2 protein-coding genes are annotated in these 24,164 nt (G+C 73.7%); both read left to right on the top strand.

Annotated features, from left to right (window positions below; translation table 11 throughout):
- The first annotated feature begins 1 nt into the window (after nt 1).
- Nucleotides 2-10,147, top strand: coding sequence for an SDR family NAD(P)-dependent oxidoreductase (locus tag OG207_RS07375; protein ID WP_329096978.1), 10,146 nt, complete (start codon nt 2-4; stop codon nt 10,145-10,147).
- Nucleotides 10,144-24,159, top strand: a complete 14,016-nt coding sequence (locus OG207_RS07380) for an SDR family NAD(P)-dependent oxidoreductase (RefSeq protein ID WP_329096979.1) — start codon at nt 10,144-10,146, stop codon at nt 24,157-24,159. The genes OG207_RS07375 and OG207_RS07380 overlap by 4 nt, the downstream gene beginning before the upstream one ends.
- Nucleotides 24,160-24,164 lie beyond the last annotated feature (5 nt).

Consider the following 24,164-nt stretch of genomic DNA (forward strand, 5'->3'; position numbering starts at 1 on the left):
CATGGCGGAGAACCGACTTTCGCAGCGTTCCGATGCTGCTCTGGATCTGCTTGCCGGCCGCCGGGCCGCGACCACCGTCACGGCCCGGGACGAGGCCGTGCGGGACCACCTCGTGCACTCCGTGCCCGTACTGCCCGGAGTCTTCCTGCTCGATCTCGTCCTCCGGCTGGTCCGGCGCGCCGGAATCGACCCGGCGGACGTGGAGCTGCGCCGGATCGTCTTCCTCGCGCCCATCACCGGAACCGAGGCCGGACGGCGCGTGGAAGTGGTGATCGGTGAGGAGACCGGGGGGATCGGGGGAACCGGACTGCCCGTCACCGTGCGCAGCCGTCCCGCCGACGCTCCGGAGAGCGAGTGGCAGACCAACTGCCGCGCGTACCTCCACACCGTGACCGACCCCGTGGTCCGGAGCGTCCCCGCCGAGCGACTGGCCGGCCGGCCCCAGGACCGCACGGTCGCGGTGGAGGAGCTGTACGGCTTCGTCCGGCAGCTGGACATCCACCACCGCGGCTTCATGAAGGCATCGGGCAGCGTGACGGTCGGGGAGGACCACGCACTCGCCCGGATGCGGCTGGCACCGGAAGCCGAGCCGTACGTCGACCACTTCCACGCGCACCCCGCCGTACTGGACTTCGCCACGCTGGTGCCGATGGTGCTCTTCGACACCGGCCAGCGCAGCGCCGCCGACCACGCCTTCATCCCTATCTCCATCGACTCCTTCCACGCACCCGGCCCGGTCGGCGCGGAGAACCTCGTTCATGTGCCCGGACCGGTCGGCGGGCGGCTGGACGCCGACCTGTTCGACGCGGACCTGGAGATCTGCTCGCCGGACGGCACGGTCACCGCGCGCCTCACCGGCTTCCGCGCGAAGCGGATCCGGTCGGCCGACCTGATCACCCGTCTGCTCGCGCCGACCACTACCGGACCCACCGCCCCCGCCGCGCCGGAACCGGTCCCGTCGGGGCCCGGCGCCCGGTCCGGTACCGGCCTCCACTCGGCTGTGACCGCGCTGGTGGCGGAGCGGCTGGGCTGTGCCCCGAATGACGTCGACCCCGACCGCGGCTTCTACGATCTGGGCCTGGCCTCGGTGGACCTGCTGGGTATCGCCCGGTCCCTGGAGGAGCGGCTCGGCACCGAGCTCTACCCGACGCTGCTGTTCGAGTACCCCACCGTACGAAAGCTCGCCGACCATCTCGGAGCCGAGGGCCACGGGCCCGTCTGCGACGACACCTCCGAGCCGCGAGAGGGGCCGCAGCCGCATCCCGCCGCGCCCTCTCCGGCATCCTCCGACACGGCCGACCCGCTCGCCGTCGTGGGCCTCGCGGGCCGCTACCCGGGGGCACGGACCCCGGACGAGCTGTGGGACGTACTGGTGCAGGGGCGTGACTGCGTCACCGAGATACCCGCCGACCGCTGGGACCACCGCGCGTACTGGGATGCCCGCAAGGGCACACCGGGCCGCAGCTACGGCAAATGGGGGGCGTTCTGCGAAGGCGTCGCGGAGTTCGACGCCCCGTTCTTCCACCTGTCCGCCCGCCAGGCGGAGCTGATGGACCCGCACGAGCGGCTCTTCCTGCAGACGGCGTGGGAGGCGCTGGAGGACGCGGGCCACTCGCCGGAAGGCCTGGCGGGCCAGACCGCCGGCGCCGTCGGCGTGTTCGCCGGTGTGATGTGGAACGACTACCAGCTCAACGGACTCGACCGGCTGCGCGAAGGGACCCCCGAGATCGCCGGCTCCTGGTCGTCCGCGCTGGCCAACCGCGTGTCGTACACCTTCGACTTCCAGGGCCCCAGCCTGACCGTGGACACGGCCTGCTCGGCCGCGCTCACCGCGCTGCACCTGGCCGCGGAGAGCATCCGTCGCGGTGAATGCCGGGCGGCGGTCGTCGGGGGTGTGAATCTCTCGCTCCACCCGTACAAGTACCTGCGGCTGGCGGAGCTCGGACTGCTCTCCTCCGACGGCCGGTGCCGGCCGTTCGGCGAGGACGCCGACGGGTACGTGCCCGGCGAAGGCGTGGGCGCGGTCGTGATCCGCCCGCTCACGGACGCCCTCGCCTCCGGCGACCACGTGTACGGCCTGATCCGCGGGTCCGCGCTACGGCACAGCGGACGCACCGGCGGCTTCTCGGTGCCCAGCCCCGAGGCCCAGACGCGCGTGGTGGCCGCGGCCCTCGCCGACGCCGGCGTACCGGCCCGGACGATCACCCACATCGAGGCACACGCCAGTGGCACCACGCTCGGCGACCAGATCGAGATCGAGGCCCTGGCCTCGGTCTACGGGCGGGACACCGCCGAGCGCGGGTTCTGCTCGATCGGGTCGGTCAAGAGCAGCATCGGGCACCTGGAAGCCGCCGCGGGCATCGCCGGGCTGACCAAGCTCCTGCTGTGCCTGCGCCACCGGACCGTTCCGGCGGCCCGCGACACGGGCGCCGCCAACCCCGACATCCGTTGGGAGAACACCCCCTTCCGGCTGCCCGAGGCCACCGAGCGCTGGGAGGGGGCGGTCGACCCCGCCACCGGCGAGGCCACACCGCGCCGGGCCGCGCTGAGCGCGTTCGGCGCCGGAGGCGCCAACGTCCACCTGATCGTCGAGGAGTACCGCCAGCCGGACGCCGACGCCGCGCCGACCGGGCGTCCGTACGCAGTGCCGCTCTCGGCCCTCACGGAAGAACAACTGCGGGCACAGGCCGGGCGGCTCTCCCGCCATCTGCGGACGCATCCCGAGATCGGCCTCGCCGATGTTGCGCACACCCTGCGGACCGGGCGGCGGGCCATGGAGCACCGCCTTGCCCTGGTGGTCTCCGACACGGCCGGACTCGCGGATGCTCTGGCCGAGTTCGCGGCGAAGGGAAAGCCCCGGACAGCGTGGCACCAGGGGCGGGTACGTCCCGGCGCTGCCTCCGGCCAGGCCGTGGGCGAGGCGTCCGGACTGTCGGAGGAGGCCCTGGCCGAGCGATGGGTCACGGGCGCGCTGCCGCTCTGGCCGGACACCGCTACGGGACGCCGAGTGGCCCTGCCCACCTACCCGTTCGCGCGCGAGCGGTACTGGCTCGGCGGGCCGGGGCCCGCAGCGGTTGCGACACAGCACCCTTCGGCCCCTGGCAGCGGCGAGACACTCCTCTACGCGCCCCGGTGGGAGGCCCGCCCGGCGGCGGACACGGGCGGCTCGCCCTTCGGCACGGGCGTCGTGGTCGCCTTCGACACCGACGCCCGGCGGATCGCCGAACTGCGTTCCCACTGCCGGCGGGTGGTCCAGGTGCGGCCCGGGGTCTCCTACGCCCGCGTGACGCCCGACCTGTACGAGGTCTCCCCGAGCGAGGGCGGGCACTACGCCACGCTGGCCGCCGCCCTGCGCGAGGACGGCGCGGAACCCGACGCCGTGCTCCACCTGTGGGGCCTCCACACGGCCGAGGAGACCGATCCGGCCGACACCGGCGGCCTGCTCTCCGCCTTCCTGCTCTGCCGGGCCTGGGCCGTGGGCCGCCGCGCGACGCTGCCGATCGTGTACGCGTACACGGGCCGGGCCGAACGGCCGCAGCACGCCGCCGTCGGCGGGCTCGCCCGCAGTGTCCGTCAGGAACAGCCCAAACTGGCCCTGTCCGCCGTGCGGTTCGCCGTGGCCCGGCCCCCTGTGACGGCGCTCCTGGCCGAGGCAGCGGCGGCGGGCTCCGCCGGCGACCGCCCCGCCCCGGAGGTCCGGTACGCGGGCGAGGTCCGGTCCGTACTCGCCTTCCAGCCGCTCCGCACCGCCGCCGCGGAGGACGCCGTGCCGCTCGTCCGGCCCGGTGGTACGTACGTGATCAGCGGCGGAGCGGGCGGTCTCGGCCTGCACACGGCGCGGCTGTTCGCCTCCCGGGGCGCCGGGGCCGTCGTACTGCTCGGGCGTTCCTCCCCCGGCCCCGGGACCGACGCGGCCGTGGCCGTACTGGAAGAGCTCGGTAGCCGGGCGCTCTACCTCCGCGCCGACGTCACCGACCGGGACGCCACCGCGCGGGCGGTGGCCGAGGCGACCGCTCGATTCGGCCCGCTCACCGCGGTGGTCCACTGCGCGGGGGTGGTCGACGACGCCCTGCTGGTGGACAAGGGACGCGAGGCGACCGAGCGCGTCCTCGCGCCCAAGGTCCGCGGAGCGGTCGGCCTCGACCTGGCGACGCGCTCGCAGGAGCTCGACTACCTGCTGCTGTACTCGTCCGTCGCGTCGGTACTGGGCAACCCCGGCGCCACCGACTACTCCGCCGCCAACCGCCACCTCGACTCCTTCGCCGCATGGAGGGAGGAGAAGCGGCGGGCCGGTGAACGGCACGGGCGCACCCTGGCGGTCAACTGGCCGCTCTGGCGCGACGGAGGGATGCGGATCGACCCCGCCGCCGAGGAGCTGGTGCTCGGCCGGCTCGGAGCCGTACCGCTGGAGACGGCGGATGCCCTGGCCGCGCTGGAGACCGCACTGGGTTCCGGCGAGCACCAGGTCGTCGTCCTCCGGGGCGACCGCAACCGGCTGGAGAGCCGCCTGGACCTTGCTCTCGGGCCTGGCCCGGCCGGCGGTGACCGTTCGGGCGCCGACCGAGTGGGTCTGCTGGAGCGCACCAGTGACTGGCTGGCCGGGCAGGTCCGTGAACTGCTCGATGTGGACCACGTGCTGGATGGCGCCGGGTTCCTGGAGCTCGGCCTGACCTCCGTACAGGTCGTGGAGCTGGTGCGACGGCTGACCGACCGGTTCACGGCCGATTTTCCGGCGACCCTCGTCTTCCGGCACCCCGACATCGACAGCCTGTCCGCGTACCTCGTGGGTGAGCACCGGGAGGCCGTGACCGCGGCGTTCGCCACCGAGGACGAGGCCACCGCAGCGGGTTCCACCGGTCCCGCGGCTCCGGCCGCCCCCGCGGTCCGCCGCGGCGAGGCCGACGAGCCGATCGCGATCATCGGCATGGCGGGACGCTTCCCCGGCTCCGCCGGCTCGCGCGGCCCCGCCGGTCTCTGGGCCGACCTCGTCGCCGGCCGCGACCTCGTGTCCGCCGTCCCCGCCGACCGCTGGGACCACGCGGAGCACCACGACCCGGCAGGGGTACGGCCCGGCGGCACCGACTGCGGCCACGGAGGCTTCCTCGACGACGTGGCCCGCTTCGACGCCCCCTTCTTCGGGCTGCCGCGCGCGGAGGCCGAAGGCATGGACCCCCAGGCACGGCTGCTCCTGGAAGTCCTCTACGAGGCCGCGGAGGACGCCGGGATCGCGGGCCGGCTGCGCGGCTCGGCGACCGGCACCTTCATCGGCCAGTGCTTCAGCGACTACGAGGACGAGATGACCGCCCGCCGCCGGGAGATGGGCGCACACGACGTGACCGGCACCTCGGTGGCCATGGCGGCGAACCGGCCCTCGTACGTCTACGACCTGACCGGCCCCAGCATGGTCGTCGACACCGCGTGCTCCTCCTCTCTGTACGCCCTCCACCTCGCCGTGGAGGCGCTGCGTCGCGGTGACTGCCCGATGGCTTTCGCCGCCGGCGCCAATCTGATCCTGAGCCCCCAGCACTACCTGCGCAGTTCCGCGCTCGGTGCGCTCTCCCCGTCCGGCCGCTGCCACACCTTCGACGCGCGGGCGGACGGGTACGTGCCGGGCGAGGCGGTGGCCGCCGTCCTGCTCAAGCCGCTCTCCCGGGCGCTCGCCGACGGCGATCCGGTGCAGGCGGTGATCAGGTCGGTCGCCGTCGGCCACGGCGGCCGTGCGGGATCGCTCACCGCCCCCCATCCGGCCCGGCAGACCGAACTGCTGCTGCGGGCCTGGGCGCAGGCGGACATCGACCCGAAGAGCATCGGCTATCTGGAGGCTCACGGAACCGGCACGTCACTCGGCGACCCCATCGAGGTGGAGTCCGCGGTCGCGGCCTTCCGGGAGCACACGGACCGGACCGGCTTCTGCGCCGTCGGATCGGCCAAGGCCCATCTGGGGCACACGGAGGGCGCGGCCGGGCTGGTCGGCGTGATCAAGACCGTGCTGTCGATGCGCAACGGCGTCATCCCCGCCATGCCGGACCACGCCACCCCCAACCCCCACTGCGCTTTCGACGGCAGCCCCCTGTACGTCAACGAGGGGTCCGTCCCATGGCCGAGCTATCCCGGTGCACCCCGCCGGGCGGGGGTCAGCTCCTTCGGGTTCGGCGGGGCGTACGCGCACGCCGTCCTGGAGGAGGCTCCCACGCCGGCCGAGCCCGGACCGCCGGTGGGCGGTCCACTGCTGTTCCCCTTCTCCGCGAAGAACGAGGACCGGCTGCGCGAACTGGTGGGACGCCACCGGGACTTCCTGGCGGAGCGCCCCGGGATCCGGCTCGACCAGGTGTCGGCGACGCTGTGCCTCGGACGCGAGGCCATGCCCGGTCGCCTGGCCGTGTTCGCGGAATCGCTGCCCGAGCTCCTCGACCGCCTCGACGGCGTCCGGGCAGGCGGCCCGCTCTCCGGGACGCTCCTCGGAGCGGAGGGACGCCTATCGGCCGAGACCGCCCGCCGCTGGGTGGCCGGCGAACAGGTGCCGCTGCCCGTGGCGGACGAGCGGCTGCCCAGGCTGCCTCTGCCGGTCTACCCGTTCGGTGGCGAGCAGTACTGGTTCGAAGACCGGGCCGCCGCCGACCCTGCGGCTGCCCCGGCCTCGGCACCGGTCGAGGCGCCGCCGACCCGTACCGGAACAGAGCGGGTCGCCGAGGAGGTACGCCGGTTCGTGGCCGGCAGCGGATTTGCCGGGCGCCGCGCCGCGCAGGGCATGGACCGCCTCGACGAGCTGCTGCGCCGCTGGTGCCGCCACCTGCTCGCGGCGGGGCCGGATGCCGTGCTCCCCACCGCCGAGCGGCTGCGGGCCCGGCTCGCGGACGAGCCGCGCTACGGCCGCCTCGCCGACGCCCTCGCCCCGATGACGGCCCGGGCCGGCGGCCGGCCCGCCGCTTCCGCCGCGGCGGAACAGGAATGGCTCTTCCGGGAGGGGGCGGCGCTGGCCGCCGACCACCCGGAGCTGGGGCCCTGGCTCGACCTGGTGAACGTGTGCGTGCCGAGGCTCCCGGAAGTCCTCGCCGGCGAGGCGGACCCGCTGGAGGTGTTCTTCTCCGGCGAGCACCCCGACCTGCTGCTGCGGATCTACGACGGCAACGTGGTGGCCGACCACCACAACGAGATCGTGGCCCGCCTCGTGGCCGGCCAGGTCCGCGCGCTCCGCGAACGCGAGCCCGGCCGACCGGTCCGACTGCTGGAGATCGGCGGCGGCACGGGCGGCACCACGCGCCGGCTGCTCGACGTACTGGCCGACCGGGGAGAGGCGGTGACCTACACCTTCACCGACGTCTCCCCGGCCTTCCTTCCGGCTGCCCGCGAGCGCTTCTCGGCCACTCCCGTGCGCTTCGTGTGCAAGGTGCTCGACCTGGACACCGATCCCGAGGCGCAGGGCTTCGCCGCGGCGAGCGCGGACATCGTCGTCGCCGCCAACTCGGTGCACGCGACCCGCACCATGGCTGACAGCCTGGCCCGCATCCGGCGCCTGCTCACTCCCGGTGGTGTGCTGATCCTGGAGGAGCTGGTCCGCAACCACGACTGCATGACCGCGATGATCGGACCGCTGCCGGGCTACTGGGCCGCCACCGACCCCGAGGCACGCCTGCCGCACTCGCCGTTCCTCGACGTGGCCGGATGGCGCAAGTCCCTCGACGCACAAGGCTTCGCGCGGACCTGGGCGTTCGGCTCACCCGACCTCCAGGAGCACGAGTTCGACAATGCCGTGCTGCTCAGCCAGACCCCGGGGAACGCGGCGCCAGAGGCTGGTCGCGCTGCCCAAGTGCCGGACGTGACAACGCCCGTGCCCCGGCTCATGCCGACCGGGCCGGCCGCCGGGCCCGTCCCTACGGCTCCGGCCAAGACGACGGCCATGGCTGACGCCGCCGCGGAAATCCGGGAGCGGCTGCGCCCGCTCTTCGCCCGGTTCTTCGGCATCGACACGGAGGGCGTGGACGCGGAGGCGACCTTCGACCGGTTCGGCATGGACTCGCTCAGCGCCATCCAACTCGTCCGCAATCTCGAGCCGGTGTTCGGCAAGCTCCCCAAGGTGCTGCTCTACGAGCACCCGACGATCGCCTCGCTGGCCGACTACCTGGCCGCGAACGCCCCGGTGCCCGCCCAGGAACCGACGCCGACGCCGCCGGCGATGCCGGCAGTGGCAGCGGCTCCCGAACCGGAGCCCGAGCACGGCAACGCACCGGCCTCAGCCTCACCCACCTCGCCTGTGGAAGACCCGGTCGCCATCGTCGGCATGGCGGGCCGCTTCGCCAAGTCCCCCGACCTGGAAACCTGGTGGCGGAACCTGCGCGACGGTGTCCACCTCGTCACGGAGATCCCCCAGGACCGGTTCGACTGGCGCGAGGTCTTCGGAGACCCGCACCGCACCCTCGGGAAGGTCAACAGCCGCTGGGGCTCCTTCATCGACGGGGTGGACCGGTTCGACGCCGGCTTCTTCGGCATGACACCGCTGGAAGCCGAACTGATGGATCCGCAGCAGCGGATCATGCTGGAGACGGCGTGGAAGGCGGTCGAGGACTCGGGCCACCGGCCCTCCGAACTGCGCGGCAGCCGCACCGGGGTGTTCATCGGTGCGACCTCGCACGACTACGACTGGCAGTTGCTGCGCGCCGGACGCCACCGCGAGGGTCACGTCGTCAGCGGCAACGGCCACTGCCTGATCGCCAACCGGATCTCGTACCAGCTCGACCTGCGCGGCCCGAGCGAAGCAGTCGACACCGCCTGTTCGAGCTCGCTGACCGCACTGCACCGCGCGGTCCGGGCCGTCCGGTCCGGCGAGTGCGAGTCGGCCCTGGTCGGCGGAGTGCACCTCTTCCTGACCCCGGACCTGTTCGTGGCGCTCGGCCAACTCGGCATCATGTCGCCGGACGGCCGCTGCGCGGCCTTCGACCGGCGGGCCAACGGCATGGTTCGCGGTGAGGGGGCCGTCGCCGTGCTCCTCAAGCCCCTGTCGCGGGCGCTGGCCGACGGGGACACGGTGTACGCGCTGGTCCGCGGCAGCGGTGTCTCGCACGGTGGCGGCGGGCACATGGACTCGCTGATGATGCCCAACCCCGGCGCGCAGGCCGAGCTGATCGCCTCCGTCTACCGGGAGGCCGGGGTGGATCCGCGTACCGTCGGCTACGTCGAGGCGCACGGCACGGGCACCGAGGTCGGCGACCCGATCGAACTGCGGGGCCTGCGGAAGGCCTTCGCGGCTCTGACCGGGCGGCCCGAGAACGAGCCCACCACCCCCTGGTGCGCCATCGGCACCGTCAAATCCAATGTGGGCCACACCGAAGCCGCCGCCGGACTGACCGGCGTGGTGAAGACCGTTCTGGCGCTGCGCCACGAAACGCTCCCGCCGACGCTCCACTTCAGCGAGCCCAACCCCTTGTTGGAGATCGAGGACAGCCCGTTCCGCGTCGTGGACCGGCTCACCCCGTGGCCCGCCTCGGGTTCCCCGCGCCGAGCCGGCGTGAGCGCCTTCGGCCTGGGAGGCACCAACGCCCATGTTCTGCTGGAGGATTACCCGCAGGATCCCGTCGGCGCCGCCGCCACCGGCGGGCCCGAAGTGGTCGTCCTGTCGGCCCGGACACCGGAGGGCCTGCGGGCCCAGGCCGAGAGACTCCGCGCTTTCCTCGGCACGCGGGAGGCGGAGGGCGCCCCGGAGATCCCGCTGGCGGATCTGGCCCACACCCTGCGCGTCGGGCGGGACGAGATGGACCACCGACTGGCCGTGGTGGTCACCGGCGCCGGCGAACTACCGGGGCTGCTGCCCCGATATCTGAACGGGGTGGCGGACCCCCGGATCATCTTCGGCACGGCCGGGCCGGGCCAGGCCCCGCGGACCGCCGAACCGGCCGCCGATCCGTACGCCGCCGCCCGGGAGTGGGTCGTCGGCGGACCGCACTGGCGTCCGCGGCGGGAGGTCAGGCAGCCCCGCCGGGTACCACTGCCGGGCTACCCCTTCACCCCGCAGCGGTACTGGGCGGACACCGTGTCCCAGCCCGCGTCCGGGACCACATCCGGAACCGAGGTCTTGCCGGAGCTCCTGCGGGCGCTCACCGAAGGCCGCATGACAGTCGATCAGGTCGAACAGTTGATGGAAGGTGCGTTGTGAACCCGAACGTGTCCAGGCGGCAGATCCTGGAGCAGGTGCGGCGCGGTGAGCTCTCGGTCGCCGATGCGACCGCCCGGCTCGGCGTGGCCTCCCCGGGGCCCGTGCCCGAAAGCGGGGAGACGGTGTGGTTCCAGCCGGTCTGGGAGCGGACCGGCGGCCCGATCCCCCGCACGACCGGAGCAGCGCTGCCGGCCCTGGTCGTTCTCGACACCACGGCGGACGCGGCTCTCTCCGTCCCCCTGCCGATCGACACGATCACCGTACGTGCCGTCCCCGGCAGCGCATGGACGCAGGACAGCGAGCGGCAGTACCGCATCGGCGTCGACGAGGACACCGGATGGGCGCGGCTGTGGGAGGAGCTGGCGGCACGGGACCTGATGCCGCAGCGCGTCGTGGTCGTCACGGCCGCGGCCCCCGAACACTCCCTGGACGCCGTGTATCCGCTGGTCCGCACACTGATCCTCAGGCGTCAGGACGACCGGCCTGCGGTGGCCTGCCTGGCCGTCGGACCCCACCGCGAGCAGTCCGCGGACGCCCTCGGCGGGTTCTGCGCCGTCGCCGCCCGCGAGGACCGCAGACTGCACCTGGTCGGCCTGACCGTGGGAGCCGCGGAGGCCGATCCGGTGGGTCTCGCGCTCACAGAACTCGCGCAGACGCCACCGGCCTCGGCCCAGGTGCGCTACGACGGTGCGAGCCGCTGGACTCGCACCCTCGCGGAGGTCGGTCTTCCGCTCACCGCCGGAACCGAGGAACTACCCCACCATGGCGTGTACGTGCTGACCGGCGGAGCCGGCGGCATCGGCATGCGGATCGGCGAGCTGCTCGCCGAGCGAACCGGGGCGCGCCTTGTCCTGATGGGACGCTCCGAGCCGGATGCAGCCCGCCGCGCCGCCTTCGCCCGTATCGAGAACCTGGGTGGCCGGGTCCATTACGTTCGCGGTGATGTGACCCGCGCCGAGAACGTGGCCGCGGCGGTGGCACTGGCCCGTGCCGAGTACGGACCCGTCACCGGCGCGCTGCACCTGGCGGGGGTCAACGAGGACGCGTACGTCGTCAACAAGCCGGCCGGGGCCCACCGCAAGGTGCTCGACCCGAAGCTCGTGGGCGCCCGCAACCTGGACGAGGCGACCCGGAACGAGCCGCTCCGGCTGTTCGCGCTGTTCTCCTCCATGTCCGCCTATCTGGGCCACCCCGGACAGGGCGACTACGCCGCGGCCGGCCGTGCCCTCGGCGGTTTCGCCGCACACCGGGCCGGCCTGGTGCGGTCCGGGGAGCGGTCCGGTGCCACGGTCTCGGTCGGCTGGCCGCTCTGGGCGGGCGGAGGCATGACACTCAGCGAGAACGACCGCCTGGCCACGGAGACGTTGCAGGGCATGACGGCGATGCCGGCCGAAACCGGCCTCGCCGCCCTGGTGGCCGCACTGCGCTCCGGCCTGCCCGAGCTCCTCGTCGTACACGGCCGGCCGGCCGTCATCCGCTCCTTCGCCGCGCAGCGCATCGGCCGGGGCGGGGCACCGCGCCCCGGCACCCCGGGCGACCCGGTCCCTCACGGCCCGGACGCCACCAAGGATCCGGCCGCGACCGCGACAGCACCGGCGATCACCGAGGCGGCCCAGGCGTTCCTGCTCGACCTGGTCGGGAAACTGACCCGGATGCCGGCCGGAGTGCTCCGGGCGGATCAGGAGTTCTCCACCCTCGGCATCGACTCGGTCATGGTCAAGAGGCTCTCGGTCGCCCTGGAGGACCGGTTCGGTCCCATGCCGGTGACCCTGTTCTTCGAGCACCGGACGGTTGCGGATCTCGCCCGCCACCTCGCTGACCACCACCCCGAGGCGCTGCGGGACCTCGCCGCCCCGACGCCGGAGCGGAAGATGGCTCAGCCGCTCGGTACGCGGCCCTCCGCACCTCAGGCGCCGCCGAGCCCCGCCGCGGAGCCGTCCGTCCCCGCGGACGACCCCATCGCGATCGTCGGGATCGCGGGCCGCTACCCGGGGGCCGCCGACCTCGACGAGCTGTGGCGGGCCCTCTCCGAGGGCCGCGACTGCACCGGTGAGATCCCCGCCGACCGCTGGGACAAGGACCGCTGGTTCGACGCGGGGGACCGCCGCCCCGGCTCCAGCTACGGCCGCTGGGGAGGCTTCCTCTCCGGTGTCAGCCGCTTCGATTCGCTGCACTTCGGCATCGCGCCCCGCGAGGCGGAGCGGATGGACCCGGCCGAGCGACTGTTCCTGGAGGTGGCCTGGTCGGCCGTCGAGGACGCCGGGTACTCACGTTCCCGGCTGCACCGGCTCACCCGCACCGAAGACGGCCGGCACTCCGTCGGCGTCTTCGTCGGGACGACCGGCATGGCGTACGAGCTCGTCGCCGCCGAGGAGTGGGGCAAGGGCAATCCGGTGTCCGCCTACTCGATGGAATTCTCCCTGGCGAACCGGCTGTCGTACGTCCTCGACGTCCACGGGCCCAGCCTCGTCGTCGACACCGCCTGCTCCGCCTCACTGACCGCTCTCCACCTGGCCTGCGAGAGCCTGCGGCACGGCGAGTGCCGCATGGCGGTGGCCGGCGGCGCATACCTCAACCTGCACCCGATGAAGTACGCCATGCTCTCCGAGCAGCGGATGATCTCCCCGGACGGCGTCTGCCGGGCCTTCGGCGAGGGGAGCAACGGCTTCGTACCGGGTGAAGGCGTCGGCGCGGTCGTCCTCAAACCACTCTCCTCCGCACTCGCCGACGGCGACCAGGTGCACGCCGTCATCCGGTCCACCGCGATCAGCCACGGCGGCAAGACCAACGGTTACACCGTGCCCTCCCCGAAGGGGCACGCCGCCGTCATCCGGACCGCCCTGCGGCGCGCCGGCGTCGACCCGCGCACCATCGGCTACGTCGAGGCGCACGGCACCGGTACCGAACTCGGCGACCCCATCGAGATCGAAGGGCTCTCCCGCGCGTTCGGCGAGCGGACCACGGACCGCCAGTTCTGCGCGCTGGGCTCGGTGAAGACCAACATCGGCCACGCGGAGGCGGCCGCCGGGATCGCGGGCCTGACCAAGGTCGTACTCCAGCTGCGGCACCGCACGCTCGCCCCCACCCTGCACAGCGAACCCGCCAACCCCAGGATCGACTTCGCAGGGTCCCCCTTCCGGCTGCAGCGGACCGCCGAGCCCTGGCACCCGGCGCGGCAGGGGCTGCCCCTCCGGGCGGCGCTCAGCTCCTTCGGGGCGGGCGGCGCCAACGCGCACGCCGTCGTCGAGGAGTTCACCCCCCGGCCGCAGGTCCTGCGCACGGATTCCGGAGGAGACCACCTGATCCTGCTGTCCGCGCGCACCCCGGAACAGCTGGCCGCGATGGCCGGCCGCCTCGCCGCGCACCGCGGCGCCGCACTCGAAGACATGGCGTACACCCTTCAGGTGGGGCGCGATCCCTTGGAGCACCGGCTCGCGACGGTCGTCCGGAGCCTGGACGACCTCAGGGACCGGCTGTCGCGCTTCGCCGCACACGGGAACGCCCCCGGCGTGCTCACCGGCCGCTCCGAACCCGGTACCCCGCGCCCGGAGCACCCCGCCGCACCGGCGGCTCCGACGGGCTCGGGCAGCCTCCGCGAGCAGGCCGAACGGTGGGTGACGGGCGCGGAGATCGACTGGGACGCCGCCCACCCTGCGGACCGCCGCCCCTTCATCGTGTCCCTGCCCGGCTACCCCTTCGCGGGACCCTCCCACTGGCCCGCCACCACGGCCGCGCCCACCCCCCTTCCGGACGGCTGCGAATGGCCGCACGCTGCCCTGGGCCCGCGTACCGAAACCGTCGACGGTACGGCCTTCCCGGTACGGCTGAGCGCCGCGCACGCCGTGGTGGCCGACCACCTCGTCGGCGGGCGCCCGGTCCTCGCGGGAGTCGCGCAGATGGAACTGGTACGGGCAGCGGCCCGCACCCTGACGGGCCGGCAGGTCACCCGGCTCACCGACGTACGGTGGCGCTCCCCGTTGGACATGGCCGACGCGGAGGCGACCGTACTGCTCGCCGAGGCCGGTGACACCGTGACGGCGCGGCTCGTCACCGACGGACCCGACGGCCGAACCGTACGCGCGACCCTCACCGCCCACCTCGACGACCAGCCTGCCGGGTCGGCGCCCACGGACCTGTCGGCCGTCGTCGGCCGGTGTGCCCGGGAGGAGTCCGGCGAGGCCTTCTACGCGAACGCCTCGGAGCGCGGCCTCTCCTACGGACCGTCCTACCGGCTGGTCCGGCGGCTGTGGCGAGGAGAGGGCGAAGCCTTGGCCGAACTTGCGGAGCAGCCCGAGGGCGCCGGAACCGGCTGGTGGCTGGAGCCCGGCGTGACCGATGCCGCCCTGCACGTCCTGCACGGCGCCGCTCCCGCGTGGGAGAGCCCGGCGACGCTGCCCGCCAGTGTGGACGCCGTACGGCTGCTCGCCCCCACCGGCCGGGCACGCTGGGCCCACGCACGTCTGACCTCCGCCGACACCGAACGCGGCACCGTCCGTTGCGATGTGACCCTCTGTGACGTGGAGGGCAGGCCGCTCGCGGAATTCACCGGCTTCACCGCCGTCCGTCCCGGCCGCGCGTCGCAGGTGCCGTACTTCCGGCCCGTCTGGCGACTGAGCCCGCTCGCCGCAGAACAGGAGCGCGCCGACGACGCCGGCCGGGTGCTGATCCTCACCACCGGCCACGACCACGGCCTGGGCGACGCCCTGGCCGCACGCCACGCGGAGCGCGCCCACCGCGTCGACCTCACCGCCGTCGACGCCGCCTCGGCCTTCGGCGACCTGCTCTCCACAGAGCCGGCCCCGGGCCGGATCTACTTCCTCGGCGGGGTGGAACAGCGCAGGTACACCCCGACGGATCTCGACCATCTGGAGGCCTCTCAGCGTCAGGGCGCCCTCGCACTCTTCCACCTCGCCCAGGCGCTGGCCGCACGCCGCCCGCGTAGCACCCGGCTGACCGTACTGACCAGCGACGCCCAGCAGGTCGACGAGGGCATGCCGGTAGCCAATCCCTTCGCCGCTTCCCTCCACGGCCTGACCCGCACGCTCGCCCGTGAGCTCTCCTTCCTCCGGACCACCTGCATCGACCTGGCGGGGGACGACCTGGCGCGGTGCGCCCAACTCGGCCGCTGGGAAGAGCTCCTGGACCGGATCGACGCGGAGCCCGCCGGCACGCCGATGTCCGAGACCGCCCTGTGTGACGGCGTCCGGCTGGTCAAGCGGCTGGAACCGGCCGAGCTCGGCGAGCCGGCCGCCGACCGCCTGCCGCTGCGTGCCGGCGGACGCTACCTGCTGGTCGGCGGGGCCGGCGGACTCGGGCAGGTCATCGGCGAGCACCTGGCACGCACGTACGGGGCCCGGCTCATGCTGGTCGGGCGACGAGCGGCCGACCAGCTCCCGTGCGACCTGCTCGACGGGCTGCGCCGCGCCGGCGCCGAAGTGGAGTACCACCGCGCGGACATCACCGAGCCCGAGGAGATCGGGGCCGCCGTGGCCCGGATGCGGGAGCGGTTCGGCGGCGTGGACGGTGTGATCCACACGGCGTTCCGGCTGGCCGACCGAACCCTCGCCCGCATGGACGAGGACACTTTCCGGGCGGCCCTCGACCCCAAGGTGCGGGGCACGGTGGCCCTGTGCGGGGCGCTCGGCACCGAACAACTCGACTTCCTCGCACTGTTCTCCTCCGCCATCGCGCACACCGGCAACCCGGGCCAGGCCAACTACGCCGCGGGGTCGACTTTCCTCGCCGCCTACGGACGGAGCATGGCCGGCCGCCTGCACTGGCCGGTCACCGTCTTCGACTGGGGCTTCTGGGGAGAGCAGGGTGTCGTCGCGACCGAGGAACACCGCAAGCGCCTGGCGGACTGGGGCATCGCTCCGCTGTCCGGGGCCGAGGGAGTCCTGGCTTTCCGCGCATCGCTGGCCGGCCGGGCACTGCAGATCGCGCCGCTGAAGGCCGACGGCTCGCTGGCCGAGGTCACCCCGGTCGCCACCGGCATCGTCCATCGGGCCGAACCGGCGACCCGGCCGTCGGTCCTCGATCCGGTCCGCGCCGCGGTCCGCGCCGAACAGGCGGAGCGCGCCGAACCGTACGCCTCGGACTACCTGGACTCCGTGGACGCCTACGGGCGCCGCCTCGTCCGTAGTGTGCTGTCCTCGGCCGGGTTGCTGACCGGGGCGGGGCTTCCGGCCTCCACCGCGACGAATTCCCGGCAGCGGCTGTACGAGGCCCTGCTCGCCACAGTGAACGGCGAGATCCCGCAAGGCGCCGCGAACAGCGATGAGTTGTCACGGCTGCGTGCCGAACTGGCTAACCGCTTCCCGCACTCAGTCCCGGTGCTGGAGCTGTTGGACGACTGCGCGGCGGCGCTGCCCGCCGTACTGACGGGTACCCGGCGTGGGCTGGAAGTCCTCTTCCCCGGCGGGTCGGACCACCGCGTCGCCGCCCTCTACCACGACGATCCACGCACGAGTCACTTCAACGCCCTGTGCGCCACGGCTGTCCGGACGGCCGTGAAGGCTCTCCTCGACGCCCGCGGGGCGGATGCGCGGCGGCCGGTGAGCATTCTGGAGATCGGCGCCGGCACGGGAGGCACGACGCGGCCCGTCCTCGACGCGCTCGACGGGTTCGGCAACGCCGTCGGGTACCACTGCACCGACCTCTCACCCACGCTGGTGGGCGCCGCCCGGCAGGGATTCGCCTCGGGGCGCCCCTATGTGGAGTGCCGGGTCCTGGACATCGCCGGGGACCTGGAATCGCAGGGCTTCGGTCCGACCGAGCGCTACGACCTCGTCCTGGCAACGAACGTGCTGCACGCGACCCCGGACATCCGCCGAACCCTGGCCAACGTGGCCGAGCTGATGAATCCCGGAGCCCTCCTTGTCCTCAATGAGGCCACCCGGGTACTCGACAGCATCACCCCGGTCTTCGGGCTCACGGACGGCTGGTGGCTCGCCGAGGACCCTCAGCTGCGGCTGCCGCACGCACCGTTGATCGGCGCGGGCGGCTGGCAGGCCCTCCTGATCGAGGCGGGGATGTCCGCGGTGACCAGGCACGGGGTCCCGGGCTGGACCGACGAACAGGCCGGCCAGCACGTATTCGTGGCCGAGCGCGGCACCTGGCGCACGACCGTGCAGGCCACTTCGGCCATCCCCGCCGCCTCGGCCCCCGCCACCCTGCCCCCCACCGCCCTGGCCGGCACTCCGTCGCAGACCGGCGCCCGGGCCGCCGTACTCGAGAGCGCCACGGGTGACCAGCCGCTGTTCACACGAACGGTGGAGCACCTCACCGCCCTCTACGCCGACCTCCTGCGGCTGCCCCCGGCCGAACTGGATCCGGCGACGCCGCTCTCCGCGTACGGCACCGACTCCCTCACCACCATGGAGGCGGCAGAGCGCCTGGAACGCGATCTCGGCCCCGTCCCCCCGGAGGCACTCTCCACGGGGGACTCCGTGGAAGGCATGGCCCGGCAGCTCATCGACCGCAGCGGCGCCGCACTGGCTGATCTCCTGCTGCCCGGCCGCGAGCAGGCTGCCCGGCCGCAAGACCCGGTCACCCGGCCCCAGGCGGTCCCGGAGGTGGAGCCCATCGCAATCGTCGGCATGGCAGGCCGGTACCCCGCGGCCGAGGACCTGGAGGCCTTCTGGGCACGCCTGCTCGCCGGCGCCAGTGCCGTGACGGAGGTCCCCGCGGATCGCTGGCCGCTGGCCGACCACCACGATCCGTCAGGCAGCGCCCCCGGCCGCAGCTACCACCGGTGGGGGGCCTTCCTGGACGGCGTGGACCGGTTCGATCCCCTGCTGTTCCGGATCTCCCCCCGGGAGGCGGAACGGATGGATCCCGCCCAGCGCCTCTTCCTGGAAACCGCCTGGGAGGCTCTGGAGGACGCCGGCTGGCCGCCGTCCCGGCTGCGCGCCGCGCACGGCGGCCACGGGCCCCGCGTCGGCGTGTTCGTCGGTGTGATGCACGGCCAGTACCAGCTGCTCGCCGCCGAGCAGTGGGGACGCGGACACCGTGTCCAGGCCAACTCATCCGCCTGGTCGATCGCCAATCGCGTCTCGCACTGCTTCGGCCTCACCGGGCCGAGCATGGCCGTCGACACCGCGTGCTCGTCCGCACTCACCGCACTGCACCTGGCCGTTCAGAGCCTGCGCAGCGGCGAATGCTCGGCGGCGCTCGCCGGCGGGGTGAACGTCATCCTGCACCCGAGTCACCACCTCGACCTGTCCACGGCGAAGATGCTGTCGCGCGACGGCCGCGCGCGTGCCTTCGACACCGCGGCCGACGGCATGGTCACCGGCGAAGGGGTCGGTGCCGTCCTGCTCAAGCGGCTCTCCGACGCCCTACGCGACGGCGACCGCATCCACGCCTGTGTCCTGGGATCGGCGGTCAACGCGGACGGTCCGACCGAAGGGTTCGCCGTACCGAGCGTCGATGCCCAGGTCGCACTCGTTCAGGAAGCCCTCCGGTCCGCCGGGGCGGACGCGGACTCGATCCAGTACGTGGAGGCCCAGGCGACGGGGTCCCCCGTCGGTGACACCGTCGAACTGGCCGCGCTGCGCCGGGCCTACGATCTGGGCGGTGCCCGGCGCGAGCTGGTGATCGGTTCCCTCAAACCCGGCACCGGCCACCTGGAGGCGGCCTCGGGCGTCGCCCAGCTGACCAAGGTGCTGCTACAGATGCGGCACGGGACGCTGGCCCCCACCATCGGCGAGGGCGGCCCGGCCACCGCCGACGGATTCCGGATCGTCCGGGAACCGGCGGCGTGGCAGAGCGGTCCCGGGAATGCCCGCCGCAGGGCGGCCGTCAGCTCGTTCGGCGCGGGCGGGGCCAACGCCCACGTGGTCCTGGAGGAAGCACCCGCGCCCACCCGGTCGACGGATGCCGGCACCGGCCCCCAGCTGCTCGTCCTGTCCGCGCGGCGACCCGACCGGCTGCGTGAGCACGCCCGCCGCACGGCCGCCTTCCTGCGGACCCGCGAGGCCGAGCTCGCCCTCGCCGATGTCGCCCACACCCTCCGGGCCGGCCGCGAACCGCTCGCCACCCGGCTGGCGGCCGTCGTGGACAGCCTCGCCGAGGCCGCGGACGTGCTCGACTCCTACGCCCAGGGCCGCCCCGACGCCCGGTTGGCGACCGGCACCGCACCCGGCACGCCGCGTACGGACCTGCCCGCCCGGCCGGCTCCCCAGGGACCTGGCAGCCGAGCGGAGCTGGCGGCCCTGGGCCGGGCCTGGGCCGAGGGGGAGCCCGTCGACTGGGCGCCCCTGCACGCCGACGGCGCCCGGCGCATCGTCGCGCTGCCCCACTATCCCTTCGCCCGCGACCGGTACTGGCTCCCGGTCGAGCCGCCGGCCGACACACCCGACGCCCCGTCCGGGGCGTCGCCGGACCACCAGGAGGAAACCTCTGTGACCCAGCCGGACCCGGCCGCCCAGGCCACCGCAGCCGGGCTCACCACCAGCCGCCCGAGCCCGCCGGCGCCGGAGCGGCAGACGCGGACCGAGAGCGTGGTGACTGCGGCGATCTGCGAACTGCTGCACCTCGCGCCCGCCGACATCGACCTCGGCGACCATCTCAGCGACTTCGGATTCGACTCGGTCACGATGGTGCAGCTCGCCGACCGGCTCTCGGCGGATCTCGCCACACCCGTCAGTCCCACCGCCCTCTACGGGTGCGCCGACGTGGCCGCCCTGATCGCAGAACTGGACCGCGAGGAGGTACGGGCGACGACGGCACGTTCCGAGACCGCACCGCCGGTCTCCGGCGAGCCCACCTCACCGGAGCCCTCAACAGAGCCGGCCCCTGCCTCGCCTCCGCTCCCGGTCCCGGCCGCCATGCGGTCAGCCGCACCCGGTCGGCCGACCGCGTTCACGGACCAGGCCGAGCCGATCGCCGTCGTGGGCATGGCCGGCATGTTCCCCGGCTCCCCCGACCTGGACAGCTTCTGGAGCCATCTCGCGCAGGGCCACGACCTCATCACCCGGGCCCCGTCCGAACGATTCCCCGGCAACGACGGCACGGCGCCGTACTGGGGAGGCTTCCTCGACGGCGTGGACCTGTTCGACGCCGACTTCTTCCGGATCACCCCGCGCGAGGCGCGTGTGATGGACCCGCAGCACCGGCTCTTCCTGCAGACCGTGTGGTCCGCGGTCGAGGAGGCGGGTTACGACCCGGCCGACCTGGCGGGCAGCTCCTGCGGCCTCTACGTGGGCGTGGCCTCGTCGGAGTACGGCGAACTCGCCCGCGAGCGCGGCGCCGACATCGACGGCCAGCTGATGACCGGCAACGACCACAGCGTCCTCGCCAACCGGATCTCGTTCCTGCTCGACCTCCACGGCCCCAGCGAACCGGTGGACACCGCCTGCTCCAGCTCGCTGGTGGCGATCCACCGGGCCGTGCGGGCCATCCAGACCGGCGAGTGCGATCTCGCCATCGCCGGCGGCGTCAACGTCATCCTCGGCGCGACCGGCTTCGAGGCCTTCACCCGCTCCGGCATGCTCGCGGCCGACGGCCGCTGCAAGTCCTTCGACCACCGCGCCGACGGCTACGTACGGGGCGAGGGTGTGGGCGCGGTGCTGCTCAAGCCGCTCGGCCGGGCCCAGGCCGACGGGGACCACATCCACGCCCTGATCACCGGCACGGCCACGAACCACGGAGGCCGCTCAGCATCGCTCACCGCGCCCAACCCGGCCGCCCAGGCCGCGGTGATCGCCAAGGCTCAGGAACGGGCCGGAGTGCGCCCGCAGGACATCTCCTACGTCGAAGCGCACGGCACCGGCACCGCTCTGGGCGACCCCATCGAGTTCACGGGCCTGTGCACCGCCTTCGGTTCACCGGAATCCGGTCCTGTCCAGTACTGCGGGCTGGGCGCGGTCAAGACCAACATCGGGCACCTGGAGACGGCGGCGGGCATCGCCGGCGTCATCAAGGTGATCCTCGGACTGCGCCACCGGATGCTCCCGCCCACCCTCCACGTGGAGCGCGTCAACCCGCTGATCGAGCCGTCGGGTTCGCCGTTCTACCTGGTCGGGCAAGCCCGGCCGTGGGACCGGCCTGCGGCCGGCGGGGCCACCGGGGAGCCGCAGCCGCGCCGGGCCGGCGTCAGTTCGTTCGGGTTCGGCGGGATGAACGCGCACGTGATCGTCGAGGAGCCTCCCGTGACCGCGCCCCCGACGCGGATGGCGGACGGACCGCAGCTTTTCGTCCTCAGCGCCCGCGACCAGGACCGGCTGCGCGCCTCGGCCCAGCGGCTGCTGGACCACCTGCGGCGCCTGGAACGGGAGGGCGGCCTGCCCACGACTTCCCCGGCGGACACCGCGTACACCCTCCAGGCCGGCCGCCGCGCCCTGCCCGCCCGGGTGGCCGTGGTCGCGGAGAGCCTCGGGGAACTCTCCCAGGCATTGGCGGCGTATCTGAACGGTGACGGTGACCCGCGCGTGCGCACCGCGCGCATCGGCGGGGCCCCGGAGGCAGTCGCTCACGGAGACGAGGAACTCGCCCACGCCATGGACCGCGCCCGCGGCGGCGACCCGGTACGGCTCGCCGCCCTGTGGGCCGACGGCGCATCCGTCGACTGGGCCGCCCTGCACGAAGGCAACCGCAGGCACCGCACCTCGCTGCCCGGCTACCCGTTCGCGCCCGAGAGCCACTGGCTTCCCGGGCCGGCGCGTCCCGCCGCTGCGACACCGACGGTCGAGGCCCCGGCCCAGGCCTCTCCGGTGACGGCCGCCACCCCCGTACTCCCCCGGCCGCGGCCCTCTGCCGCAGCCCCCGTCCCGGGACTCCTCGCCGAAATGGTGCAGGCTCCGTCCTCGGCTTCTGCGGCGGCAGCCGTCGCGCCGCGCGCCCCCGAGCGCGCCCGACCCGCGCCGTCGGTTTCCACGGCCTCGTCCGTCACGGCGCCGACGCAGTCCGGCGGCTCCGCGGGCGAGCTCCGCCACCACGTCTGCGAGGCCGTCGCCGACGGCATCGGCATCCGCACGGAACAGGTGGAACCCGCAAGGGAGTTCGCCGCCTACGGTGTCGACTCGATCGGCGCGATGCGGATCATGCAGCGGATCCAAGCCCGTTACGGGGACCACATCCCGATGGCAGCGATCCTGGAGCACCCGAGCGTCGACCGCCTCACCGCGCACCTCGACGAGAACTACGTGCTGCCGGACACGGTCCCGGACGGCGCACCGGACAGCACCACCCCACCGGTCCCACCGCGCACGGCATTCGCCCCGGCCCCGCGGCTGCTGCCCTTCACCCAGGAGGACCAGACCACCGGCACGCCCGCCTACTGCCTGTTCGGCGACACCGGCGAGCTGACCTGGCTCACCCACCTGTGCGACCACCTCGCCGAGGGCGGCCCCGTCCTCGGCCTGGAGGCCCCCGGGTTCGCCGACGGCATCGAACCGACGAGCGCCGGGGTCACGGAGCTCGCGCAGGCGTGCGCCTCCGTCATCGCGGAGCGGCACGAGGGCGGACCGTGCCGCGTCGTCGGCCACGGCCTGGCCGGCCTGGTCGCGGCGGAGACCGTACGCACCCTCGCGGAGCGCGGCGTGGAAGTGGCCGAACTGCTACTGCTCGGCACGCCCGAACCGGGCGGCGACCGCCCCGCCGAGACGCCCGCCGCCGGTGTGGACGCGGTCGCCGCGCAGTTCGCCGCGGCCTGGGGAGCCGACCGGCCAGTCCCCTCTCACGCGGAACAGGACACCGATGCCCGGGTCTCGGCCGCCGCCCGGCTGCTCCAGGCGCATGCGCCCATGCCCGCCCCCGCCTTGCAGCGCTGGTTGCTGACGGCGGCGCGGTGGCGGACGGCCCTGGCACGGGCTGCGACCGAGTACCGGTCGCGGCCGGTCACCGGTGCGGGGGAAACCCGCGTGATCCGGGCGGTGCGCGGAGCCGACGCCCCACTGGGGGACTTCGGCCGGTGGATCGCGCCGCCACCGGTCATCCACGAACTCGACAGCGAGGAGTGGCTGCTGACCTCATCGGACACGGTGCAGCTGATCGCCGACGCACGGAACACCGGCCAGGCCGCTGACGAGACGGCCGAGCCTTCCTCCCCGATGGTGTTCATCAACCGGCACGGAAACGGCCGGCGTTCCGTCTGGGCACACAACCTCTACGGCGAGGTCAGCTACGCCATCTACCTCTCGCGGCACCTCGGCATGGGCAAGCCCGTCTTCGGCTTGGAGCAGCTCGGCGGGGCATCCTGCGAGACCGAACCCCGGGCGTACACCTCGGTCGAGGACATGGCCTCGCACTACGTCGCGGAGCTCCGCAGCCGCTTCCCCGGCGAGCCGTACCTGCTGGGCGGCTGCTCCTTCGGCGGCGTCCTCGCGTACGAAATGGCCCGCCAACTGCAGGACGCGGGCGAGGAGGTCGCGCACCTGATCGCCATCGACCCGATCATGCCGGGCACCGATGCGTGGGACGGCGTCGACTGGGGCACGGTCACCGCGGTCGAGGCCGAGGCCTTCTCCCTGGTCATGCTCGGCAACGCCATGTGCCAGCGCTGGGGTGTGACCGAGCAGATCAACCTCTCGGCCCTCACCGGCCTCGGCCTCGACGAACAACTGGGGCTCGTCGCCCGGCACATCCACGACCTCGCTCCGGCCCGGCCCGACGAGGAGACGATCAAACGGCAGATCCTGGTCCGTCATGAGCTGATGCTCCGCAACGGCGACCTGCTGCAGGAGTACCGGCCCAAGCCTCTGCTCGCCCCCGTGCCCACCACCCTCTTCCACGCCACCCAGGGCTTCCTGGCCGAGGGCAACGACAACGACCTGCCGGCCGTGCCCCGTACGAGCAAGGACAAGTCGAACGGGTTCGCCGGCTTCGTCGGGGACCGGATCGTCATCCACGAAATGCGGGCGGACCACCACACGATCGCCCACAACGAAAACCTCGCGCGGATCGCGGGGATGCTGTCGCCGCTGCTGGAAGGGGGCGGGTTCCCCGTCAGCCTCTTCCCCGCGTCGCTCTACCCCTCGAGCCCCAATGGCACCAGGCAGCAGGGCAGGTAAGGAAG

The organism is Streptomyces sp. NBC_01439 (assembly GCF_036227605.1).
Classification (GTDB): domain Bacteria; phylum Actinomycetota; class Actinomycetes; order Streptomycetales; family Streptomycetaceae; genus Streptomyces.